Source organism: Aurantimonas sp. C2-5-R2 (genome assembly GCF_036549495.1).
GTDB lineage: Bacteria > Pseudomonadota > Alphaproteobacteria > Rhizobiales > Rhizobiaceae > Aurantimonas > Aurantimonas coralicida_A.
Map to the genome: position 1 here is coordinate 44,885 of NZ_JAZHLJ010000023.1, position 13,287 is coordinate 58,171.

Genomic DNA, 13,287 nt, shown 5'->3' on the forward strand with positions numbered 1-13,287 from the left:
GCTATAATTATGGCCTTAATCTCCCTGGAAACAAGTGGGCGGAAATGGCTGTTGCCGGCCGGGAGGACCCGACGCGCGCCTGGATCATGCCCCAGTCGGCCTCGTCATCCTCCAGAAGAATTCGTTCGGCGGCGCCGTCGAGATCCTCGTATTGCCCGCTCTTCAGGCTCCACAGAAACGCGGCGAGGCCGAGCATCCCGAGCCCGAGCGCGACCGGCAAGAGGTAGATCAGGACGTTCATGCCACGCCCTCCCCGACGAGCCGCGGGGGTGGAAGCCGCGGTGTGCGCGGCGCGAACGCCCCCTGGGTCCACCGCCCCATCTTGCCGCCGCGGGCCAGGCGCAGAGAGTTGGCGACGACGACGATGGAGGACGAGGACATGGCAATGGCGGCGCCCAGCGGCGTGATATAGCCCGCCATCGCCAGCGGAACGGCAATGCAATTGTAAAGAATCGCCAGCGCGAAGTTCTGTTGTACCAGCCGCCGGGCCTTGACGGCGACCCGGTGGGCGAAAGGCACCGCGAACAGGCTGTCCCGCGTGAAGACGAAGTCGGCGGCCAGTCGCCCGGCGTCGCAGGCAGACGCCGGCGCCATCGACACGTCGCCGGCCGCGAGGCTCGGCGCGTCATTGAGGCCGTCGCCGACCATCAGAACCTTGGCCCCGCGCGCCTGCAAGCCACGCAAACGCGCGATTTTCATGCCGGGCGTCTGGCCCGACGCCATTGCGACGACGCCGAGATCGCCGGCGATCCGAGCGACGGGCTCAGCCGCGTCGCCCGACAGGACCTCGACAGCCAGTCCGTCCTGCTTCAGGTCGTCGATCGCCGCCGCAGCGTCACCGCGCAACGTCTCCGCCAGCTCGAAACCGAACAGACGACCGCGCTCCAGCGCAAAGCCGACGCCGCCGGCCCGCGCCCCGGACCATCCGTCGCCGGATGCGATGGCACCGACCCAATCGGAGCGCCCGAGACGGGCGCGCCGACCGTCGACTTCGCCCTCCACACCGCAGCCCGGCACCTCGTGAACCGCCGAGAGCGCTCCGGCGGATGCGGCGGGGAGAAAAGCCAGGATCGCCCTTGAGGCCGGGTGCGTCGAATGGGCGGCGAGCGCCCGCGCAGCCGCCGCCCCGTCGCCCTCGACATCCGAAGACGTGACGCGGGGGACTCCCGTCGTCAGCGTGCCGGTCTTGTCGAAGACGACGTGATCGGCCTCGGCGAGGCGCTCCAGCGCCGAGCCATCCTTCATCAGGATGCCGTTCTCGAACAGCCGCGCCGCACCGATGACGTGAACAACGGGAACCGCCAGTCCGAGCGCGCAGGGACAGGTGATGATCAGGACGGCGATGGCGGCGTAAGTGGCCGCGTACCAGTCGCCACCCGTCGCCACCAGCCAGCCGACGAAGGTGGCTGCGGCCAGGATGTGGACCGCCGGCGCATAGATCCGCGCCATCCGATCGGCGACGCGCACATAGCGACCGCGCCCCTTCTCCGCGGCGTCCATCATCCGGATGATTTCGGCGAGGAATGAGTTTTCCGCCGTCGCCAGCGCCTCGATGTCAATCGAACCGGAGAGGTTCAGCGTACCCGCCTCGACCATGTCGCCGCTGGACGCGGCAAACGGCGCGCTCTCGCCGGTGACGAGGGAGCGGTCGAGATCGCTCGTCCCCCGCACCACCACGCCGTCGACGGGAACCCGCTCGCCGGCGGCGACACGCAGGATCATGCCAGGCCGGACCTCGTCGAGCGGTACGTAGGAGAGCTCGCCGTCTTCGACCCGGCTCGCCCCTTTCACCGCCAGACGGCTGAGACCAGTGACGGCGGTTCGCGCGCGCTCGCGCATGCGCTGGTCGAGATAGCGCCCGATCAGGAGGAAGAAGAGCAGCGTCACCGCCGCGTCGAAATAGGCCTCCGCGCCACCGGTGAGGCTCTCGAAGACGCTCATGGCGAGCGCCAGCACGACGGCGAGCGAGATCGGAACGTCCATGTTGAGGCGCCCGGCCCTGAGCGCACCGAAGGCGGAACGGAAGAAGACTTGGCCGGAATAGGCGACCGCCGGCAGGGCGATCAGCGCCGAGACCAGATGGAACATGTCGCGCGTCGCGGCGTCGGCGCCGGACCAGACCGACACCGACAGCAGCATGATGTTGCCGGCCGCGAAGCCGGCGACGGCCAACGCCTTGAGCAGACCGGCCGATTCCCGCTGGCGGGACAGGTCGTCCAGATCGCCGATGTCGACCGGCGTCGCGCCATAACCAAGGCGCTCCAGAGCGTCGCTGACGACGAGTGGCGAACGGTCGGCGGCATCGAGAACCACGGTCACCCGGCGCATCGTCAAATTGACGCGCGCCGAGACGACGCCGTCGAGCGGCGCCAGCGCCGTTTCGATCGTGGCCATGCAGCGGCCGCACGAGATATCCGGAACCGAGAAGACGTATTGGACCGTGCCGTCTTGGTTCGCGCGTCCCGATCGCATCAGTTCCTCGGCCCGCAGCGCGCTGGCCGGATCCAAGGTTTCGAGCGCGAGGCTCGTGGCCAGCGCCCCACCACAACAGCTCATGACCGTTTTACTCCACCACGAAGCGCACCGCTTTTTCCCAAGGCTGCTCGTCTGTCCCCGTGACGACGATGGCGGCCTCCCAAAGTCCCGCGCCGAGCTCGGTTGGAGCGGCGTAGGTTCCGCTAGGGTCAGCCTGCAGCAGGATGGTGCGATCCTCCCGCTCGGAAGCCGGATGCCCGATCGTCGCCTCCACCGAAGCGTCGCGGATGGCGCGCCCCGTTCCGTCGATGAGACTGACCGTGAAGACCCCGTCCTGGTAAGACGTGCGCACGGTCCAGCCGAGCGCCGCCTGGCGACGCTTCGCCGCGGTCACAGCGCCGAAACGCTGGCTCTCCACGTAGGAGTTCTGGACGACAAGCCCACTCCAGCTGGAATTGGCGAAATAGGCAAGCACGAGGTTGACCGAAATAATCGTCCCGAAGAACAGGACCATCACCGCCCACATATGCCAGCCGGTGAATTCGCGCGGTCGAAACAAGCGAGCCAGCATGGTCATTCCTCCAGAACTTCGAAGATTGCCTTGTAGGCGCTCGTCGCTTCCGACGCCTGATCCTTGACGACGAAACGGAAGTTGGTCGCGCCCGGCGCGATGGTCTCGGGCGGCTGCGCAACGAAGACGCGCAATGTTCGCAGTTTATCAGGTTCCACCGGCACCGCGAAGTGGGTGCCAGCCGGTTGCGCGATCTCGTTGATTTCCATCGTCGCACCGGGCAGGCCCTCGATACCGAGCGTGATCACGCGCGGCTCCGGGATCATATTGAGCAGCTTGACGGTATAGCCGTTGCGAATCGAGCCGTCGCTGAGCGTCACGGCCACCGGATTGCGGTCGTGCTGGACGTTGATCTCGAGCCTGTCGCGCGCCATCAGCGCGATGACCAAGGCGGCTCCGATCGCCGCCCATATAGCGGTGTAGATCAGCGTCCGCAGCCGGAAGATGATCCGCCAGTCGAAGTGGCGAAGATTGTCGCGAAAACGGCCGTTCTCGTCCCGTACTCGGGATGGGTCGATCGCTCCGCTCGCCGGATCGGTGGCGATCGCGAGATTGGCGTCGTAGTCGCGCAGCGTCGCGTAGGAAATCAGCCCGCGCTCCCGGCCGAGCCGGTCCATCGCGGTATCGCATGCGTCGATGCAGAGCGCGCAGGTGATGCAGCCCAGTTGTTGCCCGTCGCGGATGTCGATGCCGGTGGGGCAAACCGCGACGCAGGCATTGCAGTCGACGCAGTCCCCAGCCGCAAGGCCGGCCGCCGCCGCCTTCTTGGCACCGTGCGTGCGCGGCTCGCCGCGCCAGTCATTGTAGGTGACGGTCAGCGAATCCTCGTCCAGCATCGCTGCCTGGATACGCGGCCAGGGGCACATATAGATGCAGACCTGTTCGCGCATGAAACCGCCGAAGACATAAGTGGTGGCGGTCAGAATGCCGACGGTGGCGTAGGCGACGAAGGGCGCTTCACCGAGGATGAAGCTGGTGAGCAGTGTCGGCGCGTCGGCGAAATAGAAGATCCAGGCGCCGCCGGTCGCCACCGCGATCACCAGCCAGATCGCGTGCTTGAAGACGCGCTTGCGGATCTTGTCCGCGCTCCACCGCGCCTTGTCCAGACGGATGCGGGCGTTGCGGTCGCCCTCGAAGAAGCGCTCGACGACGAGAAACAGATCGGTCCAGACCGTCTGTGGACAGGTGTAGCCGCACCAGGCCCGTCCGACGACGGACGTGATCAGAAAAAGGCCGACGCCAGCCATGACCAGCAATCCGGCGACGAAGAAGAATTCCTGCGGCCATATCTCGATGAAGAAGAAATAGAATCGGCGATTGGCCAGATCGATCAGGACCGCCTGGTCGGGCGCGTAAGGCCCCCGGTCCCACCGCAGCCATGGCGTGACGTAGTAGATGCCGAGCGTGATCGCCATGACGATCCATTTCAAGCGGCGGAAATTGCCCTCGGCACGCTTGGGAAAGATCTTCTGGCGCGGCGCATAGAGCGGCTGGCTCTGCTGGCGTCCCCCGGCATTGACGGCCTCGACGTCGATCTGCGTTATTTCGGCGGGTTGGTCCAATTGCGACTCCTGCATTGCCGGAGGGCTGTCCGGCATGATCGCAAGTCTTTTCACCGTAATGGCGCCGTCGATCCTTGACCCAGATCAACCAGCCGCTTTGACCCCCGCTCCGCCCCGTGAGACACTTTAGGCGTGCGGCGAGGCAGGGAGGAAGCAATGGATTCCGTCCGGGAACCCGCGGCCGCACGCGATTTCAGCAATTCCGAGATGGGCGCGCTCGCCCATCTTTATCGCGGAGAGATCTATCGCTCGACGATTTGGCGGACCCGGCTCGACACCACGACGAACTGGGCTGTCGTCACGCTCGGCATCGCTCTGTCGATCGCGTTTTCATCGCCCAACGCCTCACCGCTGCCACTGGTCCTGGTCGGCATCCTGATTCTGTTTTTTCTGCTGCTCGAGGCGCGGCGATATCGCTATTTCAATGTCTGGCGGGCACGGGCGCGCTGGATGGAAAACAATTTCTACGCGCCGATGCTGCAGGACGGCGATCTGCGCACCGAGAACGGCTGGACGACAGTCCTCGCCGAAAACTACCTGCACCCGGTCTATCATATCAGTCAGGCGACAGCGATCGGCCGGCGGATTCGCAGAAACTACCTCTGGATCCTGTTGATCCAGACGGCCGCCTATATCGGCAAGCTGCTGGTGCATCCCACCGGCGTCGGCTCCCTGACCGAGTTCGTCGAACGCGCCGATATCGGCCCCTTCCCGGGAGAAGCGGTGCTCGCCATCGGCGTTTTCTACGTCGCCAGCTGGATGACGATCGCGATCTGGATCGCCCGCAGCGACGCGGCGAAATTTAGATCTCGGGGATCGTCATCCAGTTCGATGGGTTGATACGTCCGCAGGTTGGTATGCTTCCCTATTCGCCGCCGCCGAGGCTGTGGACATAAACGGCCAGCTGCTTTGCGGTCACTTCACCCAGACGTTCGCCCCAGCCCGGCATGACACCGTGCTGCGGTGTGCCTACCTGTGCCATGATCTCGCTCTGGCTGCCGCCATAGAGCCAGAGCGCGTCGGCGAGGCGTGGCGCCCCAAGCTCGCCACCCTCGCCCGCCTCGCCATGGCAGGCGGCGCAGTTGTCGGCATAGACGGTCGCGCCGCTCGCGGCGGCCGCAGCGTCCGCCTCCTGGCCGGAGAGCTTGCGCACATAGGCTGCGACCGCCGCGATCTGCTCGCGGTCGAGGATTTCGTCGCGGCCGAACGCAGGCATCTCGGATATCCGGGTCTCGTCATCGTCGCCGTAGCGCACGCCGTGAAGGATGGTCGTGTAGATATCCTCCACGCCGCCACCCCAGATCCAGGCGTCGTCGTTGAGGTTGGGATAGCCGGCGCTGCCGGCCGCGCCGGAGCCGTGACACTGGACGCAATTGACCTTGAAGGCCGCGTTGCCCGCGGAGATCGCGAACTGGCGCAGATTTTCGTCGGCGGCGATGTCCGTCACGGACGATGCCTTGATCGCCTCGATGCGATCGACATTGCGCGCTTGCGCGCTTGCGATGTCGGCGCGCAGATCGGCGCGACTCGACCATCCCAGCACACCCTTCGTCGCCGAATTGATCAGCGGCAAAGCCGGATAGAGCACAACGTAAACCAGCGAAAACGCGATCGTCGCGTAGAACGTCCACAGCCACCATCGCGGCATCGGATTGTTCAGTTCCTTGATACCGTCCCAGGAATGGCCCGTCGTTTCGACACCGGTGACCGGGTCGATCTCTCTTTCGTCCGCCATCGATCAGTCCTCCTTGAACGGGATGCGTGCGGCCTCGTCGGCCGCTTTGCGTGCGCCGGGTCGCAGGACCCAGGCGAGGACGGCGACGAAAATCAGTACGAGGTACAAAAGACCCCAGCTGTCGGCGAAGGTGCGCATGCTCTGGTATTCGAAATCCATCTTTCGGCCCTTACCGGTCGTTGAGTTCAGGCTCGTAGGCCGAAAAGTCGACCAGCGTTCCGAGCATTTGCAGGTAGGCGACGAGCGCATCCATTTCGGTGAGCTTTTGCCGATCGCCGTCGAAATCGCTGACGACGGCCTTGGGGTAGCGATCGAGAAGCGCCGACGTGTCGGCCTCCGGGTCCGCCTGGGCGCGCAGGTCGGTCGCGGCGTTCTCGATCATCGCATCGGTGTAGGGCACGCCGACGCGGCGGTTGGCAACGAGATGCCCGGCCGGATCCTCCACGACCAGCTCCTTCCGCAGGAAGGCATAGGTCGGCATGACCGATTCCGGCACGACCGAACGCGGATCGGTCAGGTGCTGGACCTGCCATTCGTCCGAATAGCGGCCGCCGACGCGGGCCAGATCCGGTCCCGTACGTTTCGAGCCCCACTGGAATGGATGATCGTACATCGACTCCGCCGCCAGACTGTAAGGGCCATAGCGTTCCACCTCGTCGCGGAATGGCCGGATCATCTGGCTGTGGCAGGTGTAGCAGCCCTCGCGGATGTAGATGTTGCGGCCAGCCAGTTCGAGCGGGGAGTAGGGCCGCACGCCCTCCACCTTCTCGATCGTGTTCTCGAGATAGAACAGCGGCGCTATCTCGACGATCCCGCCGACGCTGACCACCAGCAGCGACAGGACGAGCAGAAGCGTGGCGTTGCGCTCGATCACGCCGTGCCGGGACAAGAGGCCGCGGGCTATGGGATCGGCCTTGACCTCCGGGAGAGCACCCTTCAGCGCGGAGTCGTCGTCTTTCTTGCTCATACTCATCCCCTTTAGCTGGCCGGCTGCGCGGCGGCTGTCGCGCGGCCCATCGGGGCCTCAACTCGCACGTCGCCGCGGATCGTCTTGTAGATGTTGAAGGCCATGACCAGCGCGCCGCTGAGGTAGAGCAGCCCGCCCAGCATGCGCAGCACGTAGTAGGGATACATGGCCGCGATGACTTCGGCGAAGGAGTAGACGAGGTAGCCGTCCGCCCCGTATTCGCGCCACATCAGCCCCTGCATGATGCCGGCAACCCACATGACCGCCGCGTAGATCACGATGCCCAGCGTGGCCAGCCAGAAGTGCCAGTTGACGAGACGCAGGCTGTAAAGCCGTTCGCGTCCCCATAGCTTCGGCACCAGGAAGTAGATCGCGCCGAAACTGATCAGGCCGTTCCAGCCAAGCGCGCCGGAATGCACATGCCCGATGGTCCAATCGGTGTAATGGCTGAGCGAATTGACCGCCTTGATCGACATCATCGGGCCTTCGAAGGTCGACATGCCGTAGAAGGCGACCGAGATCACCAGCATCCGCAGGATCGGATCGGTGCGCAGTTTGTCCCAGGCGCCCTGAAGCGTCATCAGACCGTTGATCATGCCGCCCCAGGACGGCATCCACAGCATCACCGAGAACACCATGCCCAGCGTCTGCGCCCAGTCGGGCAACGCCGTGTAATGGAGATGATGCGGCCCCGCCCAGATGTAGAGGAAAATCAGCGACCAGAAGTGGATGATCGACAGCCGGTAGGAATAGACCGGACGGTTCGCCTGCTTCGGGATGAAATAGTACATCATCCCCAGGAAGCCGGCGGTGAGGAAGAAACCGACGGCGTTGTGCCCGTACCACCACTGGGTCAGCGCATCCTGCACGCCCGAGAAGGCCGAATAACTCTTGGAACCGAGCAGCGAGACCGGCATCGACAGCCCGTTGACCACGTGCAGCATGGCGACGGTCACGATGAAGGACAAATAGAACCAGTTGGCGACGTAGATATGCGGTTCCTTACGCTTGATCAGCGTGCCGAGGAACACCGCGAGATAGGCCAGCCAGACGACCGTCAGCCAGAGATCCACATACCATTCCGGCTCGGCGTATTCCTTGCTCTGGGTGATGCCGAGCAAGTACCCGGTCGCGGCCAGCACGATGAACAGCTGATAGCCCCAGAAGACGAACCAGGCGAGATCGCCGCCCCACAAACGCGCGCGTGTGGTGCGTTGGACAACATAGAACGATGTCGCGATCAGCGCATTGCCACCAAAGGCGAAGACCACCGCCGAGGTATGGAGCGGGCGAAGCCGACCGAAATTCAGCCACGGCTCGAAATTGAGTTCCGGCCAGGCAAGCTGGGACGCCACAATGACGCCTACGAGAAAGCCGGCAATCCCCCAGAAGAGCGTGGCGATGACGCCGTAGCGCACGACGTCGTCGGCATAGCCCGCCTCGCTGGCCTGCGATGGACCCCGCTTTCCCACGCCGGTGACTGGCAGCGCCGTAAATTCGATCCGCCGCAGCAAGATGACGGTGGCGACGGCCAAAACGAAAAACAGCACCCAGGCGTGAGCCTCGAACAGCGCATCCCTGGCGAAGGCTGCGCCGAGCAACGCCAGCAGCGCTCCCAGGCCGACCAGAATCGCCTCAACCTGATTCTTCATGATCAATGTTCTCCAAAATCCCTCGCGGCGCGACGTGCCAGCCTTGATGACGCCGCGACGTCCGCTTGCGCTTTGCCAGCGTCCAAAAACCTTTGCTTTGACTTGGATCAAGGAGGTTAGTGCCTGCCGACGTCTATGAATGGTCCAGCCGATGACCGCCGCCGGAGTCTAGAAATGCGATCCAGGGCACAACGAAGACGCGCGATAGGGCGTGGAGCCGCCCCCTTGCGGTCGATCGGTGCCGGCGTTTTTTCGCAGGGCGGCGAGAGCCTCGTCAGCCGGCTCAGCGGTCATTTCCGGGTATTGTCGGACCTGTGCCACCGCCTGGAAGACATCGCCGACCACCTGCCCGACCATGTCGATCGCCAGGATGCGCTGCATGTCGCGCGCAGCCTTTGCCCGACCATCATGAGTGCTCATGATTTCGAGGAATCCGTCCTGTTCCCGCTCCTAAAATCACGCTTCGCCCGGGACGCGGACATCAAGGAAGCGCTGGAGAGCCTCCATTTCGAGCACTGGGAGGACGAGATGTTCGCCGAAGAGCTGGCGGAAGCGCTCATCGGCTTCGTCAGCGGTCTCGAACCGCGCAATCCCGAGGCCCTCGGCTACATGCTGCGCGGCTTCTTCGGCGGCATGAGACGCCATATCGCTTTCGAGAAGGCCCAGATCGTCCCGCTGCTGAAACAGATCGAGGTGAGCCGTGGTGCGTGATCCAGCATTGATCCTGGCCCGTTACAGCGAGCCGGTTCCCCGCTATACGAGCTATCCGACGGCGCCGCATTTCGAGGCCGATCTCGGCCCGGCGTTGCTACCCGAGATGCTGGGCGCGATCGGCCAACGCGAGCGCGTCTCACTGTATATCCACGTTCCCTATTGCGACCGGCTGTGCTGGTTCTGCGGCTGCCACACCAAACATACCAGGCAGTATGGCCCGGTCGCGGACTACGTCGCCTCCTTGTTGCGCGAGATCGCGCTGGTCTCGCGGGCGATCGGCTTTCCGGCACCGGTGGCGCAACTCCACTTTGGCGGCGGCTCCCCTAGCCTGATGCGCTCCGGCGACTTTCAACGCCTGTCCGACGCTCTTCGTGAGGCCTTCACAATCGACGCGGCGACCGAAATCAGCGTCGAGATCGACCCCTCCGACGTTACCGACGACACGCTCGACGGCCTCAAGGCGCTGGGCATGACGCGGGCGAGCATCGGCGTTCAGGATTTCGATCCCGCCGTGCAGGCCGCCATCAACCGGCCACAGAGCTTCGAATTGACCCGCGACATCGTCGCGAGCCTGCGCTCGATCGGCATCGGCTCCCTGAATATCGACGCCCTCTACGGCCTGCCGTTGCAGACGGAACAGCGGCTTGCCGCAACGCTGGAGAAGGTCGTCGATCTCGCGCCGGACCGCATCGCGCTGTTCGGTTATGCCCACATGCCGTGGCTGAAGAAGCATCAGACGATGATCCGGGACGAGGACCTGCCGGATCAGACGGAGCGCTTCCGACAGGCGCGCCTCGCCGAGGCGGCGCTGGTCGCGGCCGGCTACGCGGCGATCGGCATCGATCACTTCGCGCTGCCGCACGACACGCTCGCCGAAGCGGCGCGCACAGGCACGCTGCACCGCAATTTTCAGGGCTATACGACGGACGCCTGCGCAACGATGATCGGGCTCGGCGCCTCTTCGATCGGACGGTTTCGCGACGGCTACGTACAGAACATCGTTCCGACCGCATCCTATCGCGCTGCCGTCGACGCCGACCGTCTCCCCGTCGGGCGCGGCTACCGGCTGAGCGATGACGACCGCGTTCGCGCCTATTGGATCGAACGGCTGATGTGCGACTTCGCCGTCTGCTTTGCCGATCTGGAAGCCCGATTCGGCGCAGCCGCCGCGCCCTATATCGCGGAAGCCCGCATGATCGCCACGAGCGATGCCGACGGGCTTTGCCGCGTCGAGGCCGACCGCTTCGTGATCCCGGACGACGCCCGGCCGTTCACGCGCATCGTCGCGGCCCGGTTCGACGCGCATCTGAAGACGTCGGCATTCCGGTATTCCAAGGCGGTGTGAAGCGGGCGACCTCGCCGGCCGAGACGCCCGGTTCAGCGGTCGACTTCGCAGCAATCCTGCAGCAGGCGCAGGTCGGGCACGGTGACGGTTCTGTTGTGCTCGACGACGATCGTGCCGGTCTTTCGCAGTTTGGTGATCTGGCGGCTGACGGTCTCGATGGTAAGACCGAGAAAATCGGCGATGTCGGCACGCTTGAGCGGCAATTCGAAGCGGATCGGACCGTCAGCGGCCAACTGCTCGGGATCGATATGGGAGGCGATCAGGAACAGAAAACTCGCCACCTTCTCCGCCGCCGACTTGCGGCCGAGCGTGAGAATCCACTCGCGCGCCTCGTCGAGCTCCTTCAAGGACTGCTCGTGCAGTCTGTGCTCCAGCTCCGGCGTCGTCGCGACCATCTCTTCGATGATACTCTTGGGAAAGGAGCAGACGGTGACTCCTGTCGCCGCTTCGGCCGAGGCCACCGTCTGGCTCTTGAAGGGGCGGCCGAGAAAGTCCGGCGCGAATTGCAGGCCGACGATCTGCTGGCGCCCGTCGGCCATCAACCGCGTCAGCTTCACGACGCCGCTCAGAATGTTGGAATAGCGGCGCACGCCTTCGCCGGCAGGCACCAGTTCCTCATCGCTGCCATAGGCATGCCGGGACGTGTGCTTGCTGAGCGTGATCAACTGATCCGGTGACAGCGCGCCGCAGACGCCCCGATGCCGTGCTTCGCAGGCGCGGCAAAGGACTGGGAGTTCCGAGTTGTGAATATCCAGCCGCTCGACCGGGGAAGTTTGGGCCATCATTTGATCATCCACGCCATTCCTCCCAGCGGCAGTGTTAAAGAAGATACGCTTGCGGTTCAAACCCTGTTTGCTATCGAGCGGACGGGCGAGCCGGCTGACACCTGATTCCAACGGCCAACAGGGGGACATATGCAGGAGACGTGGCGCTGGTTCGGTCCGGCCGACAAGATCGCTCTGGCCGAAATCCGCCAGACCGGGGCCCGCGGCATCGTCAATGCCCTGCACGAGGTCCCCTATGGCGAGGTCTGGACGGTGGAGGCCATCGCGGCCCGCCAGGCGCCGATCGAAGCGGATACGTCGCTGGGCCTGACCTGGCGCGTCGTCGAAAGCCTGCCGGTGCACGAGCGAATCAAGCTCGGCGACAGCGATCTGGAGCCGCTGTTCGAGACCTACCGGCAGTCGCTGCGCAATCTCGCCGCCCGCGGCATCGACACGGTCTGCTACAATTTCATGCCGCTGCTCGACTGGACGCGGACCGAACTGGCCGCGCCAATCGCCGGCGGCGGCACGAGCCTGCGCTTCAACCTGCACGAATACGCCGCCTTCGACGTCTTCATGCTGGAGCGGCCGGGGGCGGCGGAGGAGGTCACACCCGACGTCCTCGATCGCGCCAAGGCGTGGTTCGATGCCTCGGATTCAGCCGATCGCGACCGGCTGCTCGCGGCGATCATGGCCGGCCTGCCCGGCGCCTATGCGCGCTACGATGTCAACGATCGACAAAAATGGCTGAAATTCACCCCAAAGCTGGGGATAGGCAGGGTAGCCCTCGTAGTCCATCCAGTTGACGGCAATATTCGCCTCGTGAAACTTGGCCTCATCGAGATAGCTCCGGGCCGCAGGACCCGACAGATACTCAGTCGCGCCTGCGGCTGCACAAAGGGCGATCAATCGATCCGTCGGGCTCATTTCGGACATTTGAGCGCGATCCAGGAATTTGGTGCAGCGGCTGAGCGCGGTCTTGATCCCGAGGCGCTCCATGATTGCGCGCAGGAGATGCTCATTGATGGCGCTGAGGAAGGACATGGAGCCGGCTTCCCGTAAAGCGTCGAACAGCCAAGGGGCCGCATCGTCGAAGCCGGGAGCCCGACGATAGGCCATTTCAATCGTCCGGCGATGTTTGTCGGACCAATTCGCGTCCGACACACGGATATGATCGATCGCCTCGAGGTATTTACCCTTGGTCTCGACTGGAATTGTGAGCCAGGTTGCCCCCTCAGCCGTCTTAATCTTGTTTCGATTGCGCCAGTCGCGGCGCGTGTATTGGACACTATCGAATAGAATAACCTGATCGGCTTGGCGCAGCAGATCGAAATACCCTCGCCACGGCAGGTAATTCGACTGTATTATTACAATTTTTTTACGCATTATTTCTGACATGGGCGCCGAGCCCGAGGCTTATCCCGTTGTCCCAGGTGCCACCATATCTAGCAACTGCCCTGTCTCTGACGCCTGATTTTGGTCGTCGGTCTGGGCTCTGCGCG

Annotated in this window: 13 protein-coding genes and 1 pseudogene; 4 read left to right on the forward strand and 10 right to left on the reverse strand. The window is 64.3% G+C overall.

What is annotated here, in order from left to right; genetic code table 11:
- Positions 1-7 precede the first annotated feature (7 nt).
- From ccoS to ccoG, 4 genes are read right to left on the reverse strand one after another with little or no spacing between them, the layout of a single operon-like run.
- Positions 8-241 (reverse strand): cbb3-type cytochrome oxidase assembly protein CcoS, encoded by a 234-nt coding sequence (gene ccoS / locus VQ044_RS12215; RefSeq protein WP_327646927.1) that lies wholly within the window; start codon positions 239-241, stop codon positions 8-10.
- Positions 238-2,556 carry a heavy metal translocating P-type ATPase gene (locus tag VQ044_RS12220; protein ID WP_327646928.1) on the reverse strand — a complete coding sequence of 773 codons (2,319 nt, stop codon included), beginning with the start codon at positions 2,554-2,556 and terminating at the stop codon, positions 238-240. The genes ccoS and VQ044_RS12220 overlap by 4 nt, the downstream gene beginning before the upstream one ends.
- Positions 2,557-2,563: 7 nt before the next feature.
- The gene (locus VQ044_RS12225) at positions 2,564-3,046 is read right to left on the reverse strand and encodes a FixH family protein (RefSeq protein ID WP_327646929.1); all 483 of its coding nucleotides are present in this window, start codon (positions 3,044-3,046) and stop codon (positions 2,564-2,566) included.
- A 2-nt stretch (positions 3,047-3,048) separates the two neighbouring features.
- The gene (gene ccoG / locus VQ044_RS12230) at positions 3,049-4,623 is read right to left on the reverse strand and encodes a cytochrome c oxidase accessory protein CcoG (RefSeq protein ID WP_327646939.1); all 1,575 of its coding nucleotides are present in this window, start codon (positions 4,621-4,623) and stop codon (positions 3,049-3,051) included.
- Positions 4,624-4,764: 141 nt separating this feature from the next.
- Between ccoG and VQ044_RS12235 the strand changes: the two genes are divergently transcribed.
- The gene (locus VQ044_RS12235) at positions 4,765-5,448 is read left to right on the forward strand and encodes a DUF2270 domain-containing protein (RefSeq protein WP_327624233.1); all 684 of its coding nucleotides are present in this window, start codon (positions 4,765-4,767) and stop codon (positions 5,446-5,448) included.
- A gap of 25 nt (positions 5,449-5,473) precedes the next feature.
- On the opposite strand, the gene ccoP is transcribed toward VQ044_RS12235, so the two are convergent.
- From ccoP to ccoN, 4 genes are read right to left on the reverse strand one after another with little or no spacing between them, the layout of a single operon-like run.
- Positions 5,474-6,343, reverse strand: a complete 870-nt coding sequence (ccoP, locus tag VQ044_RS12240) for a cytochrome-c oxidase, cbb3-type subunit III (RefSeq protein ID WP_327646930.1) — start codon at positions 6,341-6,343, stop codon at positions 5,474-5,476.
- A 3-nt stretch (positions 6,344-6,346) separates the two neighbouring features.
- Complete coding sequence (locus VQ044_RS12245; protein ID WP_327624231.1) at positions 6,347-6,502, reverse strand: cbb3-type cytochrome c oxidase subunit 3; 156 nt, start codon at positions 6,500-6,502, stop codon at positions 6,347-6,349.
- Between the two features lie 10 nt (positions 6,503-6,512).
- Positions 6,513-7,310 (reverse strand): cytochrome-c oxidase, cbb3-type subunit II, encoded by a 798-nt coding sequence (ccoO, locus tag VQ044_RS12250; protein ID WP_327646931.1) that lies wholly within the window; start codon positions 7,308-7,310, stop codon positions 6,513-6,515.
- An 11-nt stretch (positions 7,311-7,321) separates the two neighbouring features.
- Entirely contained in the window at positions 7,322-8,962 is a 1,641-nt protein-coding gene (ccoN, locus tag VQ044_RS12255; RefSeq protein ID WP_327646932.1) for a cytochrome-c oxidase, cbb3-type subunit I, read from the reverse strand.
- A 225-nt stretch (positions 8,963-9,187) separates the two neighbouring features.
- Here ccoN and VQ044_RS12260 point away from each other — a divergent pair, with 225 nt between their 5' ends.
- Both VQ044_RS12260 and hemN read left to right on the forward strand, forming a co-directional pair.
- A complete protein-coding gene (locus VQ044_RS12260) occupies positions 9,188-9,673 on the forward strand; it encodes a hemerythrin domain-containing protein (protein WP_327646933.1) in 486 nt (161 codons plus the stop codon).
- On the forward strand, positions 9,663-11,021 hold the full coding sequence (gene hemN, locus VQ044_RS12265) for an oxygen-independent coproporphyrinogen III oxidase (protein WP_331827675.1): 1,359 nt from the start codon (positions 9,663-9,665) through the stop codon (positions 11,019-11,021). Before VQ044_RS12260 ends, hemN begins: the two co-directional genes overlap by 11 nt.
- A gap of 32 nt (positions 11,022-11,053) precedes the next feature.
- Here hemN and VQ044_RS12270 read toward each other — a convergent pair whose 3' ends face one another.
- Positions 11,054-11,803, reverse strand: coding sequence for a Crp/Fnr family transcriptional regulator (locus VQ044_RS12270; RefSeq protein WP_327646935.1), 750 nt, complete (start codon positions 11,801-11,803; stop codon positions 11,054-11,056).
- Positions 11,804-11,935: 132 nt separating this feature from the next.
- On the opposite strand from VQ044_RS12270, the pseudogene uxuA reads away from it, so the two are divergent.
- Positions 11,936-12,535 (forward strand): annotated as a pseudogene (uxuA, locus tag VQ044_RS12275) (mannonate dehydratase); the annotation flags it as partial.
- Here the strand turns inward: uxuA and VQ044_RS12280 are convergent.
- Positions 12,443-13,183, reverse strand: coding sequence for a WbqC family protein (locus VQ044_RS12280; RefSeq protein ID WP_327646940.1), 741 nt, complete (start codon positions 13,181-13,183; stop codon positions 12,443-12,445). The pseudogene uxuA and the gene VQ044_RS12280 overlap by 93 nt on opposite strands.
- Positions 13,184-13,287: the final 104 nt, after the last annotated feature.

What these genes read in the sequence shown, in the direction of transcription:
- VQ044_RS12245 (WP_327624231.1), bottom strand. Translation starts at nt 6,502, where the DNA reads ATGGATTTCGAATACCAGAGCATGCGCACCTTCGCCGACAGCTGGGGT.
- ccoN (WP_327646932.1), bottom strand. Translation starts at nt 8,962, where the DNA reads ATGAAGAATCAGGTTGAGGCGATTCTGGTCGGCCTGGGAGCGCTGCTG.
- ccoP (WP_327646930.1), bottom strand. Translation starts at nt 6,343, where the DNA reads ATGGCGGACGAAAGAGAGATCGACCCGGTCACCGGTGTCGAAACGACG.
- VQ044_RS12280 (WP_327646940.1), bottom strand. Translation starts at nt 13,183, where the DNA reads ATGTCAGAAATAATGCGTAAAAAAATTGTAATAATACAGTCGAATTAC.
- ccoG (WP_327646939.1), bottom strand. Translation starts at nt 4,623, where the DNA reads ATGCAGGAGTCGCAATTGGACCAACCCGCCGAAATAACGCAGATCGAC.
- ccoO (WP_327646931.1), bottom strand. Translation starts at nt 7,310, where the DNA reads ATGAGCAAGAAAGACGACGACTCCGCGCTGAAGGGTGCTCTCCCGGAG.
- VQ044_RS12270 (WP_327646935.1), bottom strand. Translation starts at nt 11,803, where the DNA reads ATGGCCCAAACTTCCCCGGTCGAGCGGCTGGATATTCACAACTCGGAA.
- VQ044_RS12220 (WP_327646928.1), bottom strand. Translation starts at nt 2,556, where the DNA reads ATGAGCTGTTGTGGTGGGGCGCTGGCCACGAGCCTCGCGCTCGAAACC.
- ccoS (WP_327646927.1), bottom strand. Translation starts at nt 241, where the DNA reads ATGAACGTCCTGATCTACCTCTTGCCGGTCGCGCTCGGGCTCGGGATG.
- VQ044_RS12235 (WP_327624233.1), top strand. Translation starts at nt 4,765, where the DNA reads ATGGATTCCGTCCGGGAACCCGCGGCCGCACGCGATTTCAGCAATTCC.
- VQ044_RS12225 (WP_327646929.1), bottom strand. Translation starts at nt 3,046, where the DNA reads ATGCTGGCTCGCTTGTTTCGACCGCGCGAATTCACCGGCTGGCATATG.